Consider the following 17,365-nt stretch of genomic DNA (forward strand, 5'->3'; position numbering starts at 1 on the left):
GGGAGCCCCTGATGAATAAAGCCAGAATCACCTGGACCCTGGTTGGCCTGGGTTTTTTTACAATGTTTTTATCCAGTGCGCTTAAAGGCGTTTTTCAAGTGTACTTCAGCGATCTCGCTCAGTCTTTTGGGCGTGGCCGTGCTGATTTTGGCTTTGCAGGCGGATTGTTTTTGCTGGTGTCTGGTCTTGCTTCACCCTTGGTAGGCGCTTTGTCTGACCGGGCCGGGCCCATTAAAACGGTGATGCTGGGCAGCTTAACAGGCGGAATTGCTTTTTTGCTGCTGGCTTGGTTTTCTGGCCAGTATTGGCTATTTGTTGCTCTGTATGGCCTGGTTGCTGCATTTGCATTGGCCGCCATGAGCTATGTGCCGATGGGTGTGCTGGTTGATCGTCTGTTTGAACAAAAAAAGAAAAGCTTTGCCTACGCGGTGATTAGCAATGGCACGTCAGTGGGGTTTATTGTGCTGTCGCCCCTGTGGCTATGGCTGCAGCCGCAATTTAGCTGGCCGCAGATCTTTATGGTGATTGGCGCTTTATTCGCGGGGCCGGTCACATTACTGCTGTGGTGGGCAAGCCGGATTCCCATGCCTGAAAAACCGGCTGCAGAGCATCAGCAAGAGGGTAACTGGCGCAGCGTACTGAGCGATCAGGGCTTTTACGTTTTAGCGCTTGGTTTTATTGGCTGTGGTGCCACCATGGCCTTTATTGATATTCACCTTGTGCCGCTGTGGCAGGACGGCGGGGCTAGCCGCGCCAGCATGGGATTCAGCCTAAGTTTGCTGGGTATTCTGGAGTTAATCAGTGGTTTAGCCGCAGGTTGGCTGGCTACACGCTATGCACAGCACAATCTACTTGGCCTGTTTTATTTAATGCGCTGCCTAGCCATGGCGCTGCTGCTGGTGCAAAGCAGCCTTGTTACGACCTATCTTTTTGCGGCCATCTTTGGGGCCAGCTACCTAGGAACGGTTGTGCTCACCTCGGCAATATGCCTAGAGCGTTATGGCAATCAGGTCAAAGGACAGGTGTTTGGGGTCTTATTTTTACTGCATCAGGCAGGGGGCTTTGCATCGGCGCAGCTGGGGGCTTATGGCTACGATCTTTTTCATAGCTACCGGCCAACTATTATTGTGCTGACCCTGATCACGGCCATCGCGGGGCTGGCATGTTTTCTCTTTTTTACCGAATCAAAACACCAGCCTGCGGCAGAGCCGGCATAAACCATAGAGGCCATGATGTTTGATATCCAATCCGATAGCCAAGTCTTGCGCCAGGGGCAGTTTGCCGATTATTCAGACAGCTTTTGCGAGCCAATTGCCATGACATCGGCTTACCGCTTTCAATCTGCAGAGCAGGCAGCGGCTCGCTTTAGCGGTGCAGAGCCGGGCCATGTTTACAGCCGATTTACCAATCCCAGCGTACACGTATTTGAAGAGCGCGTGGCCTTGCTGGAAGTCGCAGAAGGCGCGGTGGCTTTTGCATCAGGCATGGCCGCGCTGACGGCCGTGATGATGGCGTTTGCCGAAAGTGGCAGCAATATTGTCTGCTCACGGGATGTGTTTGGCACCACGCTGGTGGCTTTACGCAGCTACTTTGCTCGCTTTGGTGTCGAAGTGCGGGTGGTGGGACTGATGGATTATGCGGCATGGGAGCAGGCGATTGATCAGCAAACCCGCTTGGTCTTTGTTGAAACCCCTTCCAACCCCATGCAGGATATTGTCAATATTGCGGTGCTGGCTGGTTTAGCCCATGCAAAGAATGCCTTGCTGGTTGTAGATAACACTTTACTCACACCGATTATGCAACAGCCCTTATTACTGGGCGCAGATCTGGTTCTGCATTCAGCGGGCAAATATATGGATGGGCAGGGGCGCTGCGTTGCGGGTGTTGTTTGCGGCGCTCTGCCGCTGATCACACCACTACGCGGCGTATTGCGCACTCTAGGTTTTTCTTTGAGCCCAATGAATGCATGGCTGCTTTTAAAAAGTCTGGAAATGTTGTCGCTACGTATGATGCAGATTAATCAAAGTGCTTTGCAACTGGCCACCTGGCTGGAGCAGCAACAAGACGTACAGGCTGTTTATTACTCCGGGCTAAAAAGCCACCCCTGTCATGAGCTTGCTTGCCAACAGCAAGCTGGGTTTGGCGGTGTATTCAGCTTTAAAGCGGGCACAGACCGCCACGATGCCTGGGTTTTTATTAATGCCCTGCGGCTGATCTCTATTGCCACCAATATTGGCGATACACGCAGCATGGTGACGCATCCTGCTTCAACCACGCATGGCCGTCTTTCACCAGAAGAGCGGCAGCAATCGGGCATCAGTGAAAATCTGGTCCGGCTGTCCATTGGCCTGGAAACAAGTGACGATCTGATCCAAGATCTTACCCAAGCTTTAATACAGATGCGCAGCGCTCGCTTGCCGCATTCCTTCTCTTTGCCTCAAGCAAGCGCCTTGGCTTCGCTGCAATGTTAAGTGCGCTGTTATTACTTGCCTTTGTATTACAGGCGCTGGCCTTGTCTCCCACTCTGCGGCGGGCATGGCCAGCGGCCTTGCTGGCGGGCATTCTGGCACTTAGCCTAGATGCAGGCTGGGCAGGCTTTGCCAGAGTAGATGCCAAACTTTTTGGCGCAATGTGCAGTGTCCAATCCCCGCTAAAAGTCACAGTAAACACTGCTGACAAAAACTGACACAACATCCCCTTAGGATGAAAACACTTTCAACCACGCATGAGGTTTAACGTGTTTAATCCTAACTTTGTATTGCTTTATGTGAACAGCCCTGAAGCCAGTGCCGTGTTCTATCAAAATATCCTTGGCTCTGCCCCTATTGAACTTTCGGCCACGTTTGCGCTTTTTAAATTAGAGTCAGGCTTAAAGCTTGGCCTGTGGTCAAAAAGCACAGTTGAGCCTAGCGCACTGGCCTGCGGTGGCGGCGCTGAGCTGGCTTTTGCTTTAGATGATGCATCAGCAGTTGACGATCTTTACGCCCGGTGGTCCGAACTGAATATTTTACAAAAGCCCGTTCAGATGGATTTTGGCTATACCTTTGTGGCCACAGATCCTGATCAGCATCGTTTACGGGTCTATGCACTTAATGCCGCTTAGCAAAACGCTGGCAGAAAAAAGATGAAGAACTGGATTGCAGTGGTATGCGCTACCCATGTGGCGCGCGGCCGTGAAGGCGGGTTTATGCAGGTTTGCCATGGCAAGGCAGGCCCGCTGAAACGCATCCAGCCTGGTGACAGGGTGGTGTATTACTCGCCCACCACCGAGATGGGCGGTAAAGATAAATTACAATCTTTTACCGCCATCGGCGTGGTCAGGGCAGGGGAGCCCTATCCCTTTGATATGGGAGGCGGTTTCATTCCTTACCGTAAAGATGTAGATTGGTGGCCAGCCCAGCAAGCTACCATACAGCCTTTATTAGAGCGACTGGAGTTTTCTAAAGGGGTACGTCAGTGGGGCGCGCCATTTCGCTTTGGCCTGTTTGCAATCAGCGCACATGATATGCAGATCATTGCGAATGCAATGGGCCTAAATATTGGCGCGCCACCGCTTTATTTAAGTAATGGCGGCCCGAATCAAACCGTATTTCCTTTTTAAATTCACACAAAGCATAAAAAATGAATCCAAAACGTCTTGAAGTGAGTGGTTTTACAGTTGCAGGTATTTCCGTCAGAACAAAAAACAGTGATGAATTCAATCCCACAACGGCCAGAATTGCCAGGCTTTGGCAGCAGTTTTTTAGCGAAAACTTAGTTGAAAAAATCCCGGATCGCCTTGAGAACTCTCCTGTTTATGGGGTGTATTCAGGGTTTGAAAGCGATGCAAATGGTTTTTATGATTTAACGGCAGGTGTCTCTGTTCATCAAAGCAGTGATTTCACGCCTGTCACCATTCAGCCCGGCTCTTATTTGGTTTTTGAAGGCGTGGGGCCCATGCCGGGTGCAGTGATACAGGCATGGGGGCAGGTTTGGGCTTACTTTGAACAAAATCCGCAAATTAAACGCAGCTATCAGAGTGATTTTGAATCCTATATTGGCCCGGCCGAAGTGCATATTTACATTGGTGTGGCCGCTGAATAAGGTGCCGTTCCTGTAAAGTCTGGCGTGGCGGCTCAATTAGCCACGCCAGATCTGCTTATCCAAACAGGAAAACTGATGCGCAAAGTGCTTGTTCTTCTTTTTATTTCTTTATGCCCGATGCTTGCCGCGTACGCCCAAGCACCCGTTTCTGCCCCCATACAGTCTGAGCAAACTCCACAAGTTAAATACTTAATCAGCTTGATGACGCAGCGTTTGGCGGTTGCGCCCTTAGTAGCACAAAGTAAGTGGAATAGCGGTGCAGCGATTAATGACCCGGCCCGCGAGCAGGCTATTCTGGCGGATGTGCAAAAACAAGCACGGGCGATTGACCTAGATCCTCGCTTTGCTGCAGCTTTTTTTCAGGCTCAGTTTGATGCAGGTAAGCAGATACAAAGCCAGCTTCATCAAAAATGGCGGCAGCAAAAACAAGCCCCGTTTGCCCCTGCGCCTGATCTGGCAAAAGAGGTGCGTCCTGTACTGGATCAGCTCACGCCTCAATTACTGATGGCGATAAAAGCGGTGCAGGCTGATTTATGTCAGCCAGAGGTCAAACACGCATTACAAACCGCAACATTTGGCCAGATGGATAACGAAGTTAGCAAAATGGCCGTCAGCACATTGCAATGCCCTTGAGTGCTAGCCGCAGATGCCACTAAAAACGTGTTTAAAAAAGCGAACATTTGATAAAACAAGGGGGCAGGGGGCTTAATTACTTAGCAAACAGCGGCGAAGAAAGTGAGTCATTCTGTTAGAATCCTGCCCCATGATACGACTTAAATCCCTCACTCTAAGACGCGGCACCAAGGTGCTGCTTAATTCTGCAGACCTTCTCTTACAACCGGGTAGCAAAACCGGTGTAGTAGGGGCCAATGGTGCAGGTAAATCCAGCTTCTTTGCGCTGATGCGCGGCGAGTTACACCCAGATGGCGGCGATATCGAAATGCCGCCCCGCATTACCATCAGCCATGTGGCGCAGGAAACACCTGCGCTGGATTGCTCGGCGCTTGATTATGTACTGGATGGCGATCGCGAATTACGCCGTCTGGAGCACGAATTAGAAAACGTTTCGCACGATGATGGTATTCGTCATGGTGAGTTGCTTGGCGAATTTGACGCCATTGATGGCTATACCGCCGCATCGCGTGGCTCCAAATTGCTGGCCGGTCTGGGCTTTTCTACCGAAGAACTGAGCCATCCAGTATCGAGCTTTTCTGGTGGGTGGCGTATGCGCCTGAATCTGGCGCAGGCTTTGATGTGTCGTTCAGATTTGCTACTGCTGGATGAACCAACCAATCACTTGGATCTGGAAACCGTGGTTTGGCTTGAGCAATGGCTCAAAACCTACCAAGGCATGCTGCTGGTTATTTCGCACGATCGTGATTTTCTTGATAACACCATCAAGCAAATCTTGCATGTGGAAGGCGGCGCGCTGACGCTTTACACCGGTACCTATGAAGACTTTGAAAACCAGCGTGCCGAGCGCTTGTCACTGCAGCAACTGGCTTTTGATAAACAGCAGCGCACGATTAACCACTTAGAATCCTTTATTACGCGTTTTAAAGCCAAAGCAAGTAAGGCGCGTCAGGCACAAAGCCGGGTAAAAGCACTGGAAAAAATGGAGCGCATCTCTGCAGCGCACGTTGATTCGCCATTTACCTTTAGCTTCCGCGAGCCTGAAAACAGCCCTAATCCTTTAGTTAAACTGGAAAATGGCCAAGCGGGCTACGATATTAACCTCCCCATCCTGAAAGACCTGACACTTAGCCTAGAAAACGAAGCGCGTCTTGGTTTGCTGGGCGTGAATGGCGCGGGTAAATCGACCTTTATCAAGGCTTTGGCCGGTGAAAATCCATTGCTATTGGGCGAGCGAGAAGAGGGCAAGGGCTTAAAAATTGGTTACTTTGCCCAGCATCAGCTCGAGCATCTGCGCTTGGATGAATCACCGCTCTGGCATATGCAAAAGATTGACCCGCAAACGCGCGAACAAGAGCATCGCAACTTCTTGGGCGGCTTTGATTTTAACGGCACCATGGCCACCAGCAAGATTGAGCCATTCTCTGGCGGTGAAAAAGCACGGCTAGCCTTGGCGCTGCTGATCTGGCAAAAACCGAACCTCTTGCTACTGGACGAGCCAACCAATCACTTAGATATCGAAATGCGCCAGGCGCTGACGATGGCGCTGCAAGACTTCGAAGGGGCTATTATTGTGGTCTCGCACGACAGACACTTGCTGCGCGCTACAGTGGATGATTTCTGGCTGATCGAAGACGGTACGGTTCGCCCGTTTGATGGTGATCTGGATGAATACACCAAATACAGCCAGCAAAAGCGTAGCGAAGAAAACAGCGCTCTGCGTAACTCAAGCAGTGCTATCGATCGCAAAGCACAGAAAAAACTGGAAGCCGACGCGCGTCAACGCAATGCCGTACTACGTAAACCCGTAGAGAAAAAGCTCGCCAAGGTTGAAAAAGACATGGCAGGCTTTACTGCGGAAATGCAAAAAGTAGTGGCTTTACTGGCTGAAGAAAGTCTGTACTTGCCTGACCGGGCCGCAGACTTAAAAGCTGCGCGTGCAAAAGAAATTGAGCTAAAAAATAAGCTTGATCCGCTGGAAGCACTCTGGTTAGAAATCTCAGACGAGCTGGAAGCTTTACGCTAAACGCGGCTGATAAGCCATCACAAACGCATAGACAATCACGATGCCTGCTTGGCATTCTGATTGCTATGCGTTTTTTTGGATATTGCCAGTGGCATCTCTGCAATATTGACTATTTATTCTCTTTGCGTATAGTTCGCCGCAAGGAGAGTGTAAACAATGCCCTATCTTTTTTTCTGCCTTATATTCGTTTCTTTTTCAGCATCCGCTGAAATGTTCAAGTGTTTTGACGGCGTCCGCCCCAAATACACTTACCAAAATAAGCCCTGCGAAGAAACCGGCTTAAAAACAGCAAAAATCATTACGGATAAAGATGCCTTGATTGGCAGCGCGGATTTTTCTGGCTACAAGCGGGAAGCCAACGAAAGAGCGGCTTTAGCTGATTTATCAGAGCAAGCCAACGTTATGCGGCAAATCGCAAAAGAATGCAGGCGATCGATTGTCAGGGTGTTTGATGTGATCAGCACTAAACATCGACAGATTGGCAGCAATAAAAATGCCTTGGTACGGCCATAGACTAGAGCCTAAAACAGCCGACGCAGCGGGTCCGGCCGGGCTTACTGATTAAAAATACGCTCCATTCCTCTTTCCGCTTATTTCGCTCAAAAACAGCTTGTAAGTTTTCTCTGTTTTTATGTATTAGCTTTACATAATATACAATATACGAATATGATAAATTACGTCTTGTAATGTAGATTACACTCTGTAATTAATTTATTCACAAACGAAAGATTTGCTCTTATTTTCTTACTGTTTTTTCTTACTAAAAACCCCTGCCTGCGCATAAAAATTATTGATCAATTAGGAAATATGTCATGCCTATCTAGTTAATACCAATATATACGTGACATAGCCGACAGGAGGTTATCGTCCCCCCTATGGAATGAACTATAGAGAGAAGGGGGCATTTCCCCAGATGGCCTCGGTATTTTGTAAGTAAAAAGCTGACAAAAAAATCATTAAATTTTTAATTTTTGCAAATGCATAAAGGCTGCAACCATGAAGGAGAAACCCCTGCTGACGATACTGATCGTGGATGATGAGCCACGCAATCGTCGCTTGCTGGATGCCTTCCTGTCTGCTGATGGCTATACCGCAATCCATGCCAACAATGGTCAGGAGGCATTAATGCTGTCTATCGACATGCAACCCAGCGCGCTGCTACTGGATTTGATGATGCCTGATATGGATGGCTTCCAAGTTTTGCAAAAATTAAAAGACAACCCTGCAACTCAAGCTATCCCAGTCATCATTGTCAGTGCACTGGATGATCTTGCTGCGCGCCAGCGTGTCCTTGCCTCTGGTGCCGACGATTTTTTGGGTAAGCCAGTTGATCGCTGGGAGCTCTCACTACGGCTACACCGCTTGCTACACAAAGGCGAGGTAAACGCCAGCACTGGAGACACGCATGACCAGTGAACTCAGCCGGCTGCGGCGGCTTAATCATATGTACCGTGTACTAAGCCGGATCAATCAGGCCATCGTACGTGCGGAGAGCCCGGATGGCCTGTATCAGGAAACTTGCCGAATTGCTGTTGAGTCAGGTTTGTTTTCCATGGTATGGATTGGCCAACTGGATCATGTCCACGCCCGCCTGCGCCCGCTCGCTCATTGCGGACAAGTACCCGATTTAATTGAGCAGACTTGCCACAACCGTACATCGCCTGCTTGGGGCGTACTGCACGCAAGCCGTCTTGTGGTGTGCAATAGCTTGGCTGATCAACCCGAAAAATACTCAGGCGAGCTTGCCGCAGGTTTGCATTCACTCGCATGCATCCCTCTACATGAAGCTGGCGAGGTTATCGGGCTGTTAGCGTGGTATGCAGAACGGCCAGACCAGTTTGATGAAGACGTGGTCGGGCTCATCACAGAAGTGGCTAACGATATTTCATTTGCTCTGGAGCACTTATTACAAGAGCAGCAGCGGCTGGTGGCAGAAACCCGGCTGCGTTACCTAGCCTACTACGATCCTCAAACGGGCTTACCCAACCGCGCCTTGCTGGAGCAACGCTTGTTGCAACTGGCCGATTCAGGCGAGCCACTGGCACTACTGGACATCAAGTTGCAAAGACTGGAGCCCATTGCCCGCGTATTTGGTGATCAGGTTGTGGATGTCTTATTACGCACCCTTGCGCAACGACTAGAAGGCCGCATCACAGGAGGCGTACTTGCACAACTGGCGCCGGATGAATTTGCCCTGGTTTTGCCAGGTCTTGATGAGCACGCGGCCATAGAGACATTTGCACAAAATGTGCTTGCATCCATAAGACAAGCCCTGCCCGCTGGCAGCGGTGAAGTATTCGTAGGCGCTGGCATTGGCGTGGCCATTTATCCAAGTATTGAAACACAAATCCTTCAACTGGTACCGCGGGCCCGGCTGGCCGCCATCGGCGCAGTGCTCAATAATGAAGTGTGCTTTTATCAGGACGGACAAGATCGCGATTCGGCGGGACGGCTGGCCTTAGAGGGTGAATTACACCGTGCGCTGGAGCGTGGCGAATTTGAGCTGCACTACCAGCCACAGCTGAATATGAAGACGGGGCTGATGATCGGTGTTGAAGCACTGATACGCTGGCAACACCCGGCCAAGGGGCTGATTGGTCCTGCCTTATTTATCCCCGTATTAGAAAGTTGTGGCTTGATGGAACTGGTGGGGGAATGGGTATTGCGACAGGCCTGCGCTCAGCAACGGGACTGGTTAAATTGTGGCCTACCTCCGCTGCGCATGGCAGTCAATTTGTCAGCCCAGCAGTTTCGCCAACCAGGCCTCGTGGAGTTGGTGCACGAAGTGCTGTGCGATAGCGGCATGGATCCAGGCTGGCTTGAGTTGGAGCTTACAGAAAGCCTGATTCTGGAAGATGCCGAACGCACTATTCAAACAATGCACGACCTGAAAAAGTTGGGTGTGCGGCTGGCTCTGGATGACTTTGGTACGGGCTATTCCTCCCTTAGTTATTTGCGTCGTTTCCCGGTAGACAGCATCAAGATTGATCAGAGCTTCGTTCGTGATATTGCGACACAGGCCAGCGCAGGCGCGCTGGCTCGGGCCATTTTGGGAATGGGCCACAATCTGGGCTTAGATACAATTGCTGAAGGTGTGGAGGATGCCAGTCAGCTAGGCTATCTGCGCAAACAAGGCTGCAATGAAATGCAGGGGTTTTTGTTCAGCCATGCGGTGACGGCGCAGGAGCTGGCCCTGTTTCTGCTTGAAGAGCGCCGGCTGCCTCCCGCCGGAAGCTGTACAGCCGCCAGCGCAACCATCCTTGTGGTCGATGATGAGCTAAACATCTTAACCGCGATTAAACGCTTGCTGCGCCAAGATGGGATCACTGTACTGACCGCAAGCAATGCCGCAGAAGGTTTTGCCCACTTAGCGACGACCGAAGTGGGCGTCATACTGGCTGACCAGCGTATGCCCGGCCTAAGCGGAGCCGTTTTTCTCGATCAGGTTAAGGGACTTTACCCTGACAGCATCCGCATTCTGCTGACAGGCTATACCGAGCTGGCTGCGGTAATCGACGCAGTGAACCGCGGAGCCCTGTACAAATTACTCACCAAACCATGGGAGGATGATGTGCTGAGGGAAAACGTACGCGAAGCGTTGCACCACTATGAAACAGTGCAGGAAAATCGACGTTTGCTGCAAAGCCTTAATAATCGCCAGCTAGGCAACACCAATGCCAGACAAAATTAGCTCCCCCGTTGAGCGTAAAGTATTAGTGGGCTTTATTGCCACGATGGCCGTATTGCTGCTGCTGGGCGGCTTAAGCTATCAAACCACTCGCATGGCCCTAGATACAGCAGACTGGGTTACGCACACCTATAAGGTACTGACTGCGCTGGAGTCCTTTGAGGGCGGGCTGTTTCAGGCCGAAAGCGGCCAGCGCGGATATTTTATTTCTGGCCAGCCTGCGCTGCTGGATCAGCGTCGTGCAGGGCTGGAAAAAGCCGATACGGCGCTGGCCCGCCTGAGAGAGCTGACGGCCGACAATACAGTTCAGCAAACGCGCACCAACATGTTGCAACAGCGCCTGGCTCAGCGCCTTGCTGCTTTTGATGCTTCAACCAAGCTCTATCTGAGCCACGGTCATGATGGCGTACGGCAGCAATATATCAGCACGGCCGGGCCAAAAGGCCCGCAGCTGACAGAGGATATTCGCCATATTGTGGCCAGTATGGCGCAAGAAGAAAAACAGCTACTGGCTGTGCGTCACCAAGAAGAAAACAGTAAATGGGCCCGTAGTCAGCTTATCTTTGCTGCAATTCTGGTCTTACTGACGGGCTTTCTTGCGGGGTTGTTTTGGCGCATCCGCTGTGAAATGAGAGAGCGGATGCAAAGTGAGCAGGCTCTTAAGCAAAGCGAAGCTTCTCTGCAACAGATCCTCGATGTGCTGCCCGTTGGGGTATGGCTGGCCGATGCCAGTGGACAGCTGCGCTATCACAACCATGCCGGTCAGCTCATCTGGGCTGGCGCTCATATGGCAGGTATTGAGCAATATAACCAGTACAAGGGTTGGTGGCTGCATAATGGCCAACCGCTAAAAGCAGAAGAATGGGGAATGGCGCGGGCGATACGCCATGGGGAAATATCAACAGGGGAAGAAGTCGAAATAGAGTGTTTCGACAGCAGCCGTAAGATCATTCTGAACTCTGCCACGCCACTGTACGACACAGCAGGTAAGCTGACCGGTGCGGTTTCTGTTAACCAAGACATTACTGGGCTTAAGCATGTTGAACAGGCGCTCAAAGAAACGGCTCGCTTTGATTTCAGCCATGGTGCAGCACTCACCTTATTTAATGCGACGCTGGCGCGACAGCCGCTACTGGATGGGCTGTTAAAACTACTGGCAGATAACCACCCCTTTCCATTGGCAGCTTTTTACCATCAAGATGAGCTAAGCGGGCAATTTGTACTTCTGGCCAGCAGAGGCTGTACTGCCGGCATCAGCCAGCGTTTCAGCCTTGGTGAAGGTTTGGTCGGACTGGTGGCACAAACAGGCGAAAGACGATCTCAGCACTGCCCGCCGGGTATGCCGGGCATGCAGATCGATACAGGGTTGTTGCAATTTTCCCCTTTCGAGCTATTGCTCAGCCCGGTCAGCTACCAGGAACACCGCCACGGCGTCTTGGTACTGGCCAGCGACCGTGCCCTGAGTGAAGGAGAAAAAGCCTTTATAGACCGACTAAGTGCACAGTTGGCAGTGGCACTGCACAATCTGAAGCAATTTGATGATGTGAAGGCGCTGGCGTCCAAACTGCACGTGAGTCTGGACGATATCGCCCGAAAAAATGTGCAGCTGGAAACAGCCTCAAAACTAAAATCCGAATTCCTTGCAAACATGTCGCATGAGCTGCGAACGCCCTTAAACGCCATTATTGGTTTTTCAGAAGTATTGAAAGACGGCATTGCTGGGGATTTGAATTCAGAACAATTAGCTTACACCATTGATATTTTTGATAGCGGACAGCATCTGCTGTCGTTAATTAACGATATTCTTGATTTATCAAAAATTGAGGCTGGTCAGGCAATATTCGAGCCCGAGATGCTGAATATAAGTGCATTGCTGCGCAACTGTCTGACCATTGTTAAGGAAAGTGCGGGCAGGCATGCGATTCGCCTCAGTTTGCAAATGGATGGCGTTGAGGGTGAGTTGCTTGCTGACCTGAGAAAACTCAAGCAGATCATTTATAACCTGTTATCCAATGCAGTTAAATTTAGCCCGGATGGGGGTGAGGTGCGGCTGGCCGCACGCCGGGTGAAGCGCCACGAAGTACGCCTGGAGAATACGGCACCGCAAATTATGCGCTTACTACCTTTACCCTCAGTGGATTGCGATGATTTTCTGGAGGTGAGTGTGAGCGATACGGGCATTGGCATTGCCGAAGCAGATTTGGGTCGCTTATTCCAGCCTTTCCAACAACTAGATACATCACTGGCACGTACTTTTGAAGGCACAGGCCTTGGGCTGGCACTCGTGCGTAATATGGTGGCCTTGCATAGTGGCACAGTAGGCGTAGTCAGCGCGCCAGAACAAGGTTCACGATTTGTTTTCTGGCTACCATGGCTTGAGGCGAAAACCGTTACACCTCAAGCCGTTGTGCCTATGACGGCACCTCTTTCGCATTCCGCTGAAGGCCACACAATACTGATCATCGAAGATGACGAGCAGGCCGTCATGTTGCTGCGCCTGCAGCTTGAGCGGGCTGGCTTCAGGGTTGAGCGTGCGGCTAATGCCGAAAGCGGGCTGGTGATGGCGGCACAGTTGCAACCTGCACTCATCACACTGGATTTATTACTGCCGGGCTTAAGTGGCTGGGATGCGCTTGAGCAGCTGAAGGCCGATCCGCAGCTGGCGGGAATACCTGTCGTGATTGTTTCCATCGTGACCGACCGGCAGCGAGGCTATGCACTGGGCGCTCACCAGGTATTGCAAAAGCCGATCCAGCAGGGAGAGCTATTAGCTGTTTTGCATGGATTGGGGTTAGGAGATAAAGGTCAGCCATGCACTATATTGCTGGTCGATGATGACCCCAAGGCGGTAAAGCTGCTAAGCGCCCACTTTAAAGACAGTAATTTCCAACTGGAACATGCTTATGGCGGCCATGAAGCGATCGGGAAGGTACAGCGTTGCCCGCCTGATTTATTGATTCTTGATCTGATGATGCCGGAAGTAGACGGATTTGCTGTTGTTGAGGCATTAAAATCACAAGCACACACCGCGCAAATCCCCATCTTGATTCTGACGGCCAAGCATGTCAGTGCGGAGGACCGGCGACGGCTGAATGGATTTGTTATTGATATCATGGAAAAAAGTTCATTCGATGCCAGCCAGCTGTTGCTTGAGGTAGAACGGGCACTGGGCAAGCGCGGCGGCTAAATACATTGTCTAACAGGCTACTGGCCACGCAGAAGTAGCCGTTCTATTTGGTGCAGAAATGGCCAAGATACTGATCGTAGAAGACACCCCGGCAAATATGCGCCTGCTGATCGTGATACTGGAAAAAGCAGGCCATCGCCTGCTGCTGGCCCCGGTGGCCAGCGAAGGGATACTCATTGCCCAGCAGGAACAACCCGACCTCATCCTGATGGATGTGCAGTTGCCTGGCATGAACGGACTAGAAGCAACTCGCTTACTTAAGGCCGACCCGGTCACTCAGGGTATTCCAGTCATTGCGATCACCGCTTTTGCTATGAGTGGTGATAAAGAGTATTTCATCAACGCAGGCTGTGACGGCTACCTAGCTAAGCCCATCCGCTACAAAGAGCTGTTAGCTGCGGTTGAAAATGCACTAAAAAAATGAAATAAACAGGCAAGCCCGAATCAGGGAATATGAAGGAAACATAAGCAATACGATCTGATAAAGCGCTTGGTTTTATAATGCAGCGCCTCGCAACAGTAAGTTTCTCAGGGGTGAAGACCTATCCTAAAAATTGTAAAATTTACACCTTACCCCCTCCGGGTAGACGTTTTTGCGCTGAAGGCGTATGGTTCACCCGTCATTATTTTACGGAGGTCCCTCGTGGACAGTTCTGGTAGTCGATCGTATATCGATCGCTAGCGGCAAGGTTGCAGGGGTCTTTTCTTCTGCCGTTACCTTGCCGCTCTGGCGGGTAACGGTGTCTGTGATGCATCCATATCTGGATTGCTTGCGTACGCCATTCCCATTTTTTTGCGCTTAGCACGACGCCCTTAGGGCGTCCGTGATGCTATGCACTGCTGATGCTCGTTTCACAGACTTGCTCCGCGAGGAGTAGGCTGCTCGTCGATCTTTGATGGAGTGAAACCATCATCAACAGCGCGTCATTGCTGCTTGCGTAATGGATTGTCCTCAACGTCGCCGTTTTGCCGCGACGAAGGAATGCATATGCGCCTGTTTAAAAATCGTTTGTTGAATTTCATTCAAAAAGGGCTTTCTGCCCGTCAATTTCGTCGTTCCGCCAGCTTAGAGCAGCTTCGCGGCATGAATAATGGCCGGGAGATGAGTAAATCACTTGGACAGCGTTTACTCACCTTGTCCAAGCTTGAAATCAGCACAGCTTTGCATCGGCTGGGCTCTTGCGCAGAAGGCTTAAGCCATGCTGAGGCGGACAACAAACGCCTGCAGACCGGCCCCAATGAAATCGAGCACGAAAAGCCAATCTCCTGGATAGAGCATCTTTGGCTCTGTTACCGCAATCCTTTTAATATTTTACTCACACTACTGGCTGTGATTTCCTTTGTGACCGAGGATGCAACTGCAGCAGCCATTATTTCGGCAATGGTGGTGATCTCTGCTTTTTTGCGTTTTGTGCAAGAGAAACGCTCGAATACAGCCGCAGACCGGCTTAAAGCAATGGTCAGCAATACAGCAACAGTTTTACGGCGGGATCCCGCTAAAGTTGCAGCTGCTGAAGCTGAAAAATATTTTGGAGTACAGCTTCATCCAAGGCCTGCAGGGCAAATTGAGCTACCGATCAGGCAGCTTGTACCGGGGGATATTGTGGTGCTTTCGGCAGGCGATATGATTCCTGCTGACTTGCGATTGTTTGCAGCCAAAGATTTATTTATCAGCCAGGCCGCACTCACTGGTGAATCTATGCCGGTAGAGAAATTTGCTTGGCATAAAGACGCATCCATCAGCAACCCATTAGAGCGCGACAATCTGTGCTTTATGGGCACTAATGTGGTGAGTGGTGCTGCAACGGCGGTGGTGATTGGCACAGGAAATCAAACCTACTTTGGTTCTTTGGCTGAGCGCGTAAGCGCCAGTGATAGAACGCTGACTCAGTTTCAGCTGGGCGTAAATAAAATCAGCTGGCTATTGATTCGCTTCATGTTTGTTATGGCGCCCCTTGTGTTGTTTATCAATGGCTTTACCAAGGGTGACTGGCCGGAAGCGGCGTTGTTTGCATTGTCTATCGCGGTCGGTCTTACGCCAGAAATGCTGCCTATGATTGTGACAGCCGCGCTAGCCAAAGGCGCCGTGATCCTGAGCCGCAAAAAAGTGGTGGTCAAACGCCTCGATGCCATCCAGAATTTTGGCGCGATGGATATTCTGTGCACAGATAAAACCGGCACGCTAACGCAAGATAAAATCGTCCTTGAGCGCCACACCGATGTATTTGGCTGCGCCAGCGATGAAGTTTTATCGATGGCCTATTTAAACAGCTATTATCAAACCGGCCTTAAAAACCTGCTTGATGTGGCCGTGCTAGAACATGCCCATTTAAATACCGAACTGGGTGTGGCGCAAAACTACCGCAAAGTAGATGAAATTCCTTTTGATTTTAACCGCCGCAGGATGTCGGTTGTGGTGAGCGAGCAGGAGGACCATCACGAGCTGATTTGCAAAGGCGCTTTAGAAGAAGTATTGGCGGTGTGCAGCCACGTTCGCCACGGCACACAGATTGAGCCATTAAGCGCTGGGCTGCTGCATGATATTCGTAATATCACCGCTGCACTGAATCAGGATGGTTTGCGCGTGGTTGCTGTTGCCAGCAAGGAAATGCCGTCTGATCGCGAAGCCTATGGTGTGAGCGATGAAAGTGATTTAGTACTCGTGGGCTATATCGCCTTTTTGGACCCACCCAAAGAAAGTACCGCGCCTGCGATTAAGGCACTTAAGGCCAATGGCGTTTCTGTAAAAGTGCTTACGGGCGACAACGATCTGGTCACGCTGAAAATCTGCAAAGAAGTGGGTTTGCAGGTGGATGGGGTTTTGCTTGGGTCGCAAATTGAAACGATGGATGATCCGCTGCTCGCCAATATGGCTGAAACAACCACGGTGTTTGCCAAGCTCACACCATTACACAAAGAGCGCATTGTGCGTTTGCTGCGGGGCAACGGCCATGTGGTCGGCTTTATGGGCGATGGGATTAATGATGCACCTGCACTGCGTGCAGCAGACATTGGTATTTCAGTTGACTCGGCAGTCGATATTGCTAAAGAAGCGGCCGATATTATTTTGCTGGAAAAGAGCTTAATGGTCTTGGAAGAAGGCGTGATTGAGGGCCGTAAAACCTTTGCCAATATGCTGAAATATATCAAAATGACGGCCAGCTCTAATTTTGGCAATGTATTTTCGGTATTGATTGCTTCAGCGTTTATTCCGTTTTTACCCATGCTGCCGCTACATTTATTGATTCAAAACTTGCTTTACGATATTTCGCAAACCACCATTCCTTTTGATCATGTGGACAAAGAATCACTAAGTAAGCCTCAGAAATGGAATCCGGATGAATTAGGCCGCTTTATGATTTTCTTTGGCCCAATCAGCTCGATCTTTGATATCACGACTTTCGCCGTACTGTGGTATGTTTTTAAGGCAAATACTGAATCAGCACAGACATTGTTTCAATCTGGCTGGTTTATTGAAGGCTTATTGTCACAAACATTAGTGGTGCACTTATTACGCACACGTAAATTGCCATTTATTCAAAGCCGTGCAGCATGGCCTTTGCTGGCCATGACCGCGCTGATTATGGCGATTGGTATTTTGTTGCCCATGGGCCCTTGGGCGCATTACTTTAAGCTGCAGGCATTGCCTTTAGCCTATTTCCCTTGCCTGATCGCTATTTTGCTTGGCTATATCACGCTCACGCAAATCATGAAGGGTATTTACGCAAGGCGTTATGGCTGGCAGTAA

Annotated in this window: 14 protein-coding genes; all 14 read left to right on the forward strand. The window is 50.5% G+C overall.

The window, feature by feature from the left end; genetic code table 11:
• Window positions 1-11: 11 nt before the first annotated feature.
• The 14 genes from DYD62_RS11240 (at window position 12) to mgtA (ending at window position 17,365) form a co-directional block, all read left to right on the forward strand.
• On the forward strand, window positions 12-1,217 hold the full coding sequence (locus DYD62_RS11240) for an MFS transporter (protein ID WP_115227422.1): 1,206 nt from the start codon (window positions 12-14) through the stop codon (window positions 1,215-1,217).
• 12 nt (window positions 1,218-1,229) lie between these two features.
• Window positions 1,230-2,471 (forward strand): aminotransferase class I/II-fold pyridoxal phosphate-dependent enzyme, encoded by a 1,242-nt coding sequence (locus DYD62_RS11245; RefSeq protein ID WP_115227423.1) that lies wholly within the window; start codon window positions 1,230-1,232, stop codon window positions 2,469-2,471.
• The gene (locus DYD62_RS11250) at window positions 2,465-2,686 is read left to right on the forward strand and encodes a hypothetical protein (protein ID WP_115227424.1); all 222 of its coding nucleotides are present in this window, start codon (window positions 2,465-2,467) and stop codon (window positions 2,684-2,686) included. The genes DYD62_RS11245 and DYD62_RS11250 overlap by 7 nt, the downstream gene beginning before the upstream one ends.
• 51 nt (window positions 2,687-2,737) lie before the next feature.
• Window positions 2,738-3,103 (forward strand): VOC family protein, encoded by a 366-nt coding sequence (locus DYD62_RS11255; protein ID WP_115228278.1) that lies wholly within the window; start codon window positions 2,738-2,740, stop codon window positions 3,101-3,103.
• 21 nt (window positions 3,104-3,124) lie between these two features.
• Window positions 3,125-3,601 (forward strand): EVE domain-containing protein, encoded by a 477-nt coding sequence (locus tag DYD62_RS11260; RefSeq protein WP_115227425.1) that lies wholly within the window; start codon window positions 3,125-3,127, stop codon window positions 3,599-3,601.
• Window positions 3,602-3,621: 20 nt separating this feature from the next.
• The gene (locus DYD62_RS11265) at window positions 3,622-4,083 is read left to right on the forward strand and encodes a GyrI-like domain-containing protein (RefSeq protein WP_115227426.1); all 462 of its coding nucleotides are present in this window, start codon (window positions 3,622-3,624) and stop codon (window positions 4,081-4,083) included.
• Between the two features lie 75 nt (window positions 4,084-4,158).
• Entirely contained in the window at window positions 4,159-4,716 is a 558-nt protein-coding gene (gene aroQ / locus DYD62_RS11270; protein ID WP_115227427.1) for a gamma subclass chorismate mutase AroQ, read from the forward strand.
• Window positions 4,717-4,846: 130 nt separating this feature from the next.
• Window positions 4,847-6,742: an ATP-binding cassette domain-containing protein gene (locus tag DYD62_RS11275; protein WP_115227428.1), complete on the forward strand. Its 1,896-nt coding sequence runs from the start codon at window positions 4,847-4,849 to the stop codon at window positions 6,740-6,742.
• Window positions 6,743-6,952: 210 nt separating this feature from the next.
• Complete coding sequence (locus DYD62_RS11280; RefSeq protein WP_132038642.1) at window positions 6,953-7,255, forward strand: hypothetical protein; 303 nt, start codon at window positions 6,953-6,955, stop codon at window positions 7,253-7,255.
• Between the two features lie 483 nt (window positions 7,256-7,738).
• Entirely contained in the window at window positions 7,739-8,158 is a 420-nt protein-coding gene (locus DYD62_RS11285) for a response regulator (protein ID WP_115227430.1), read from the forward strand.
• Window positions 8,148-10,433 (forward strand): EAL domain-containing protein, encoded by a 2,286-nt coding sequence (locus tag DYD62_RS11290; protein WP_115227431.1) that lies wholly within the window; start codon window positions 8,148-8,150, stop codon window positions 10,431-10,433. The genes DYD62_RS11285 and DYD62_RS11290 overlap by 11 nt, the downstream gene beginning before the upstream one ends.
• A complete protein-coding gene (locus tag DYD62_RS11295) occupies window positions 10,417-13,617 on the forward strand; it encodes a response regulator (RefSeq protein WP_115227432.1) in 3,201 nt (1,066 codons plus the stop codon). The genes DYD62_RS11290 and DYD62_RS11295 overlap by 17 nt, the downstream gene beginning before the upstream one ends.
• A gap of 58 nt (window positions 13,618-13,675) precedes the next feature.
• A complete protein-coding gene (locus DYD62_RS11300) occupies window positions 13,676-14,041 on the forward strand; it encodes a response regulator (protein WP_115227433.1) in 366 nt (121 codons plus the stop codon).
• A 564-nt stretch (window positions 14,042-14,605) separates the two neighbouring features.
• Window positions 14,606-17,365 (forward strand): magnesium-translocating P-type ATPase, encoded by a 2,760-nt coding sequence (gene mgtA, locus DYD62_RS11305; RefSeq protein WP_233702906.1) that lies wholly within the window; start codon window positions 14,606-14,608, stop codon window positions 17,363-17,365.

This window comes from Iodobacter fluviatilis (assembly GCF_900451195.1).
GTDB lineage: Bacteria > Pseudomonadota > Gammaproteobacteria > Burkholderiales > Chitinibacteraceae > Iodobacter > Iodobacter fluviatilis.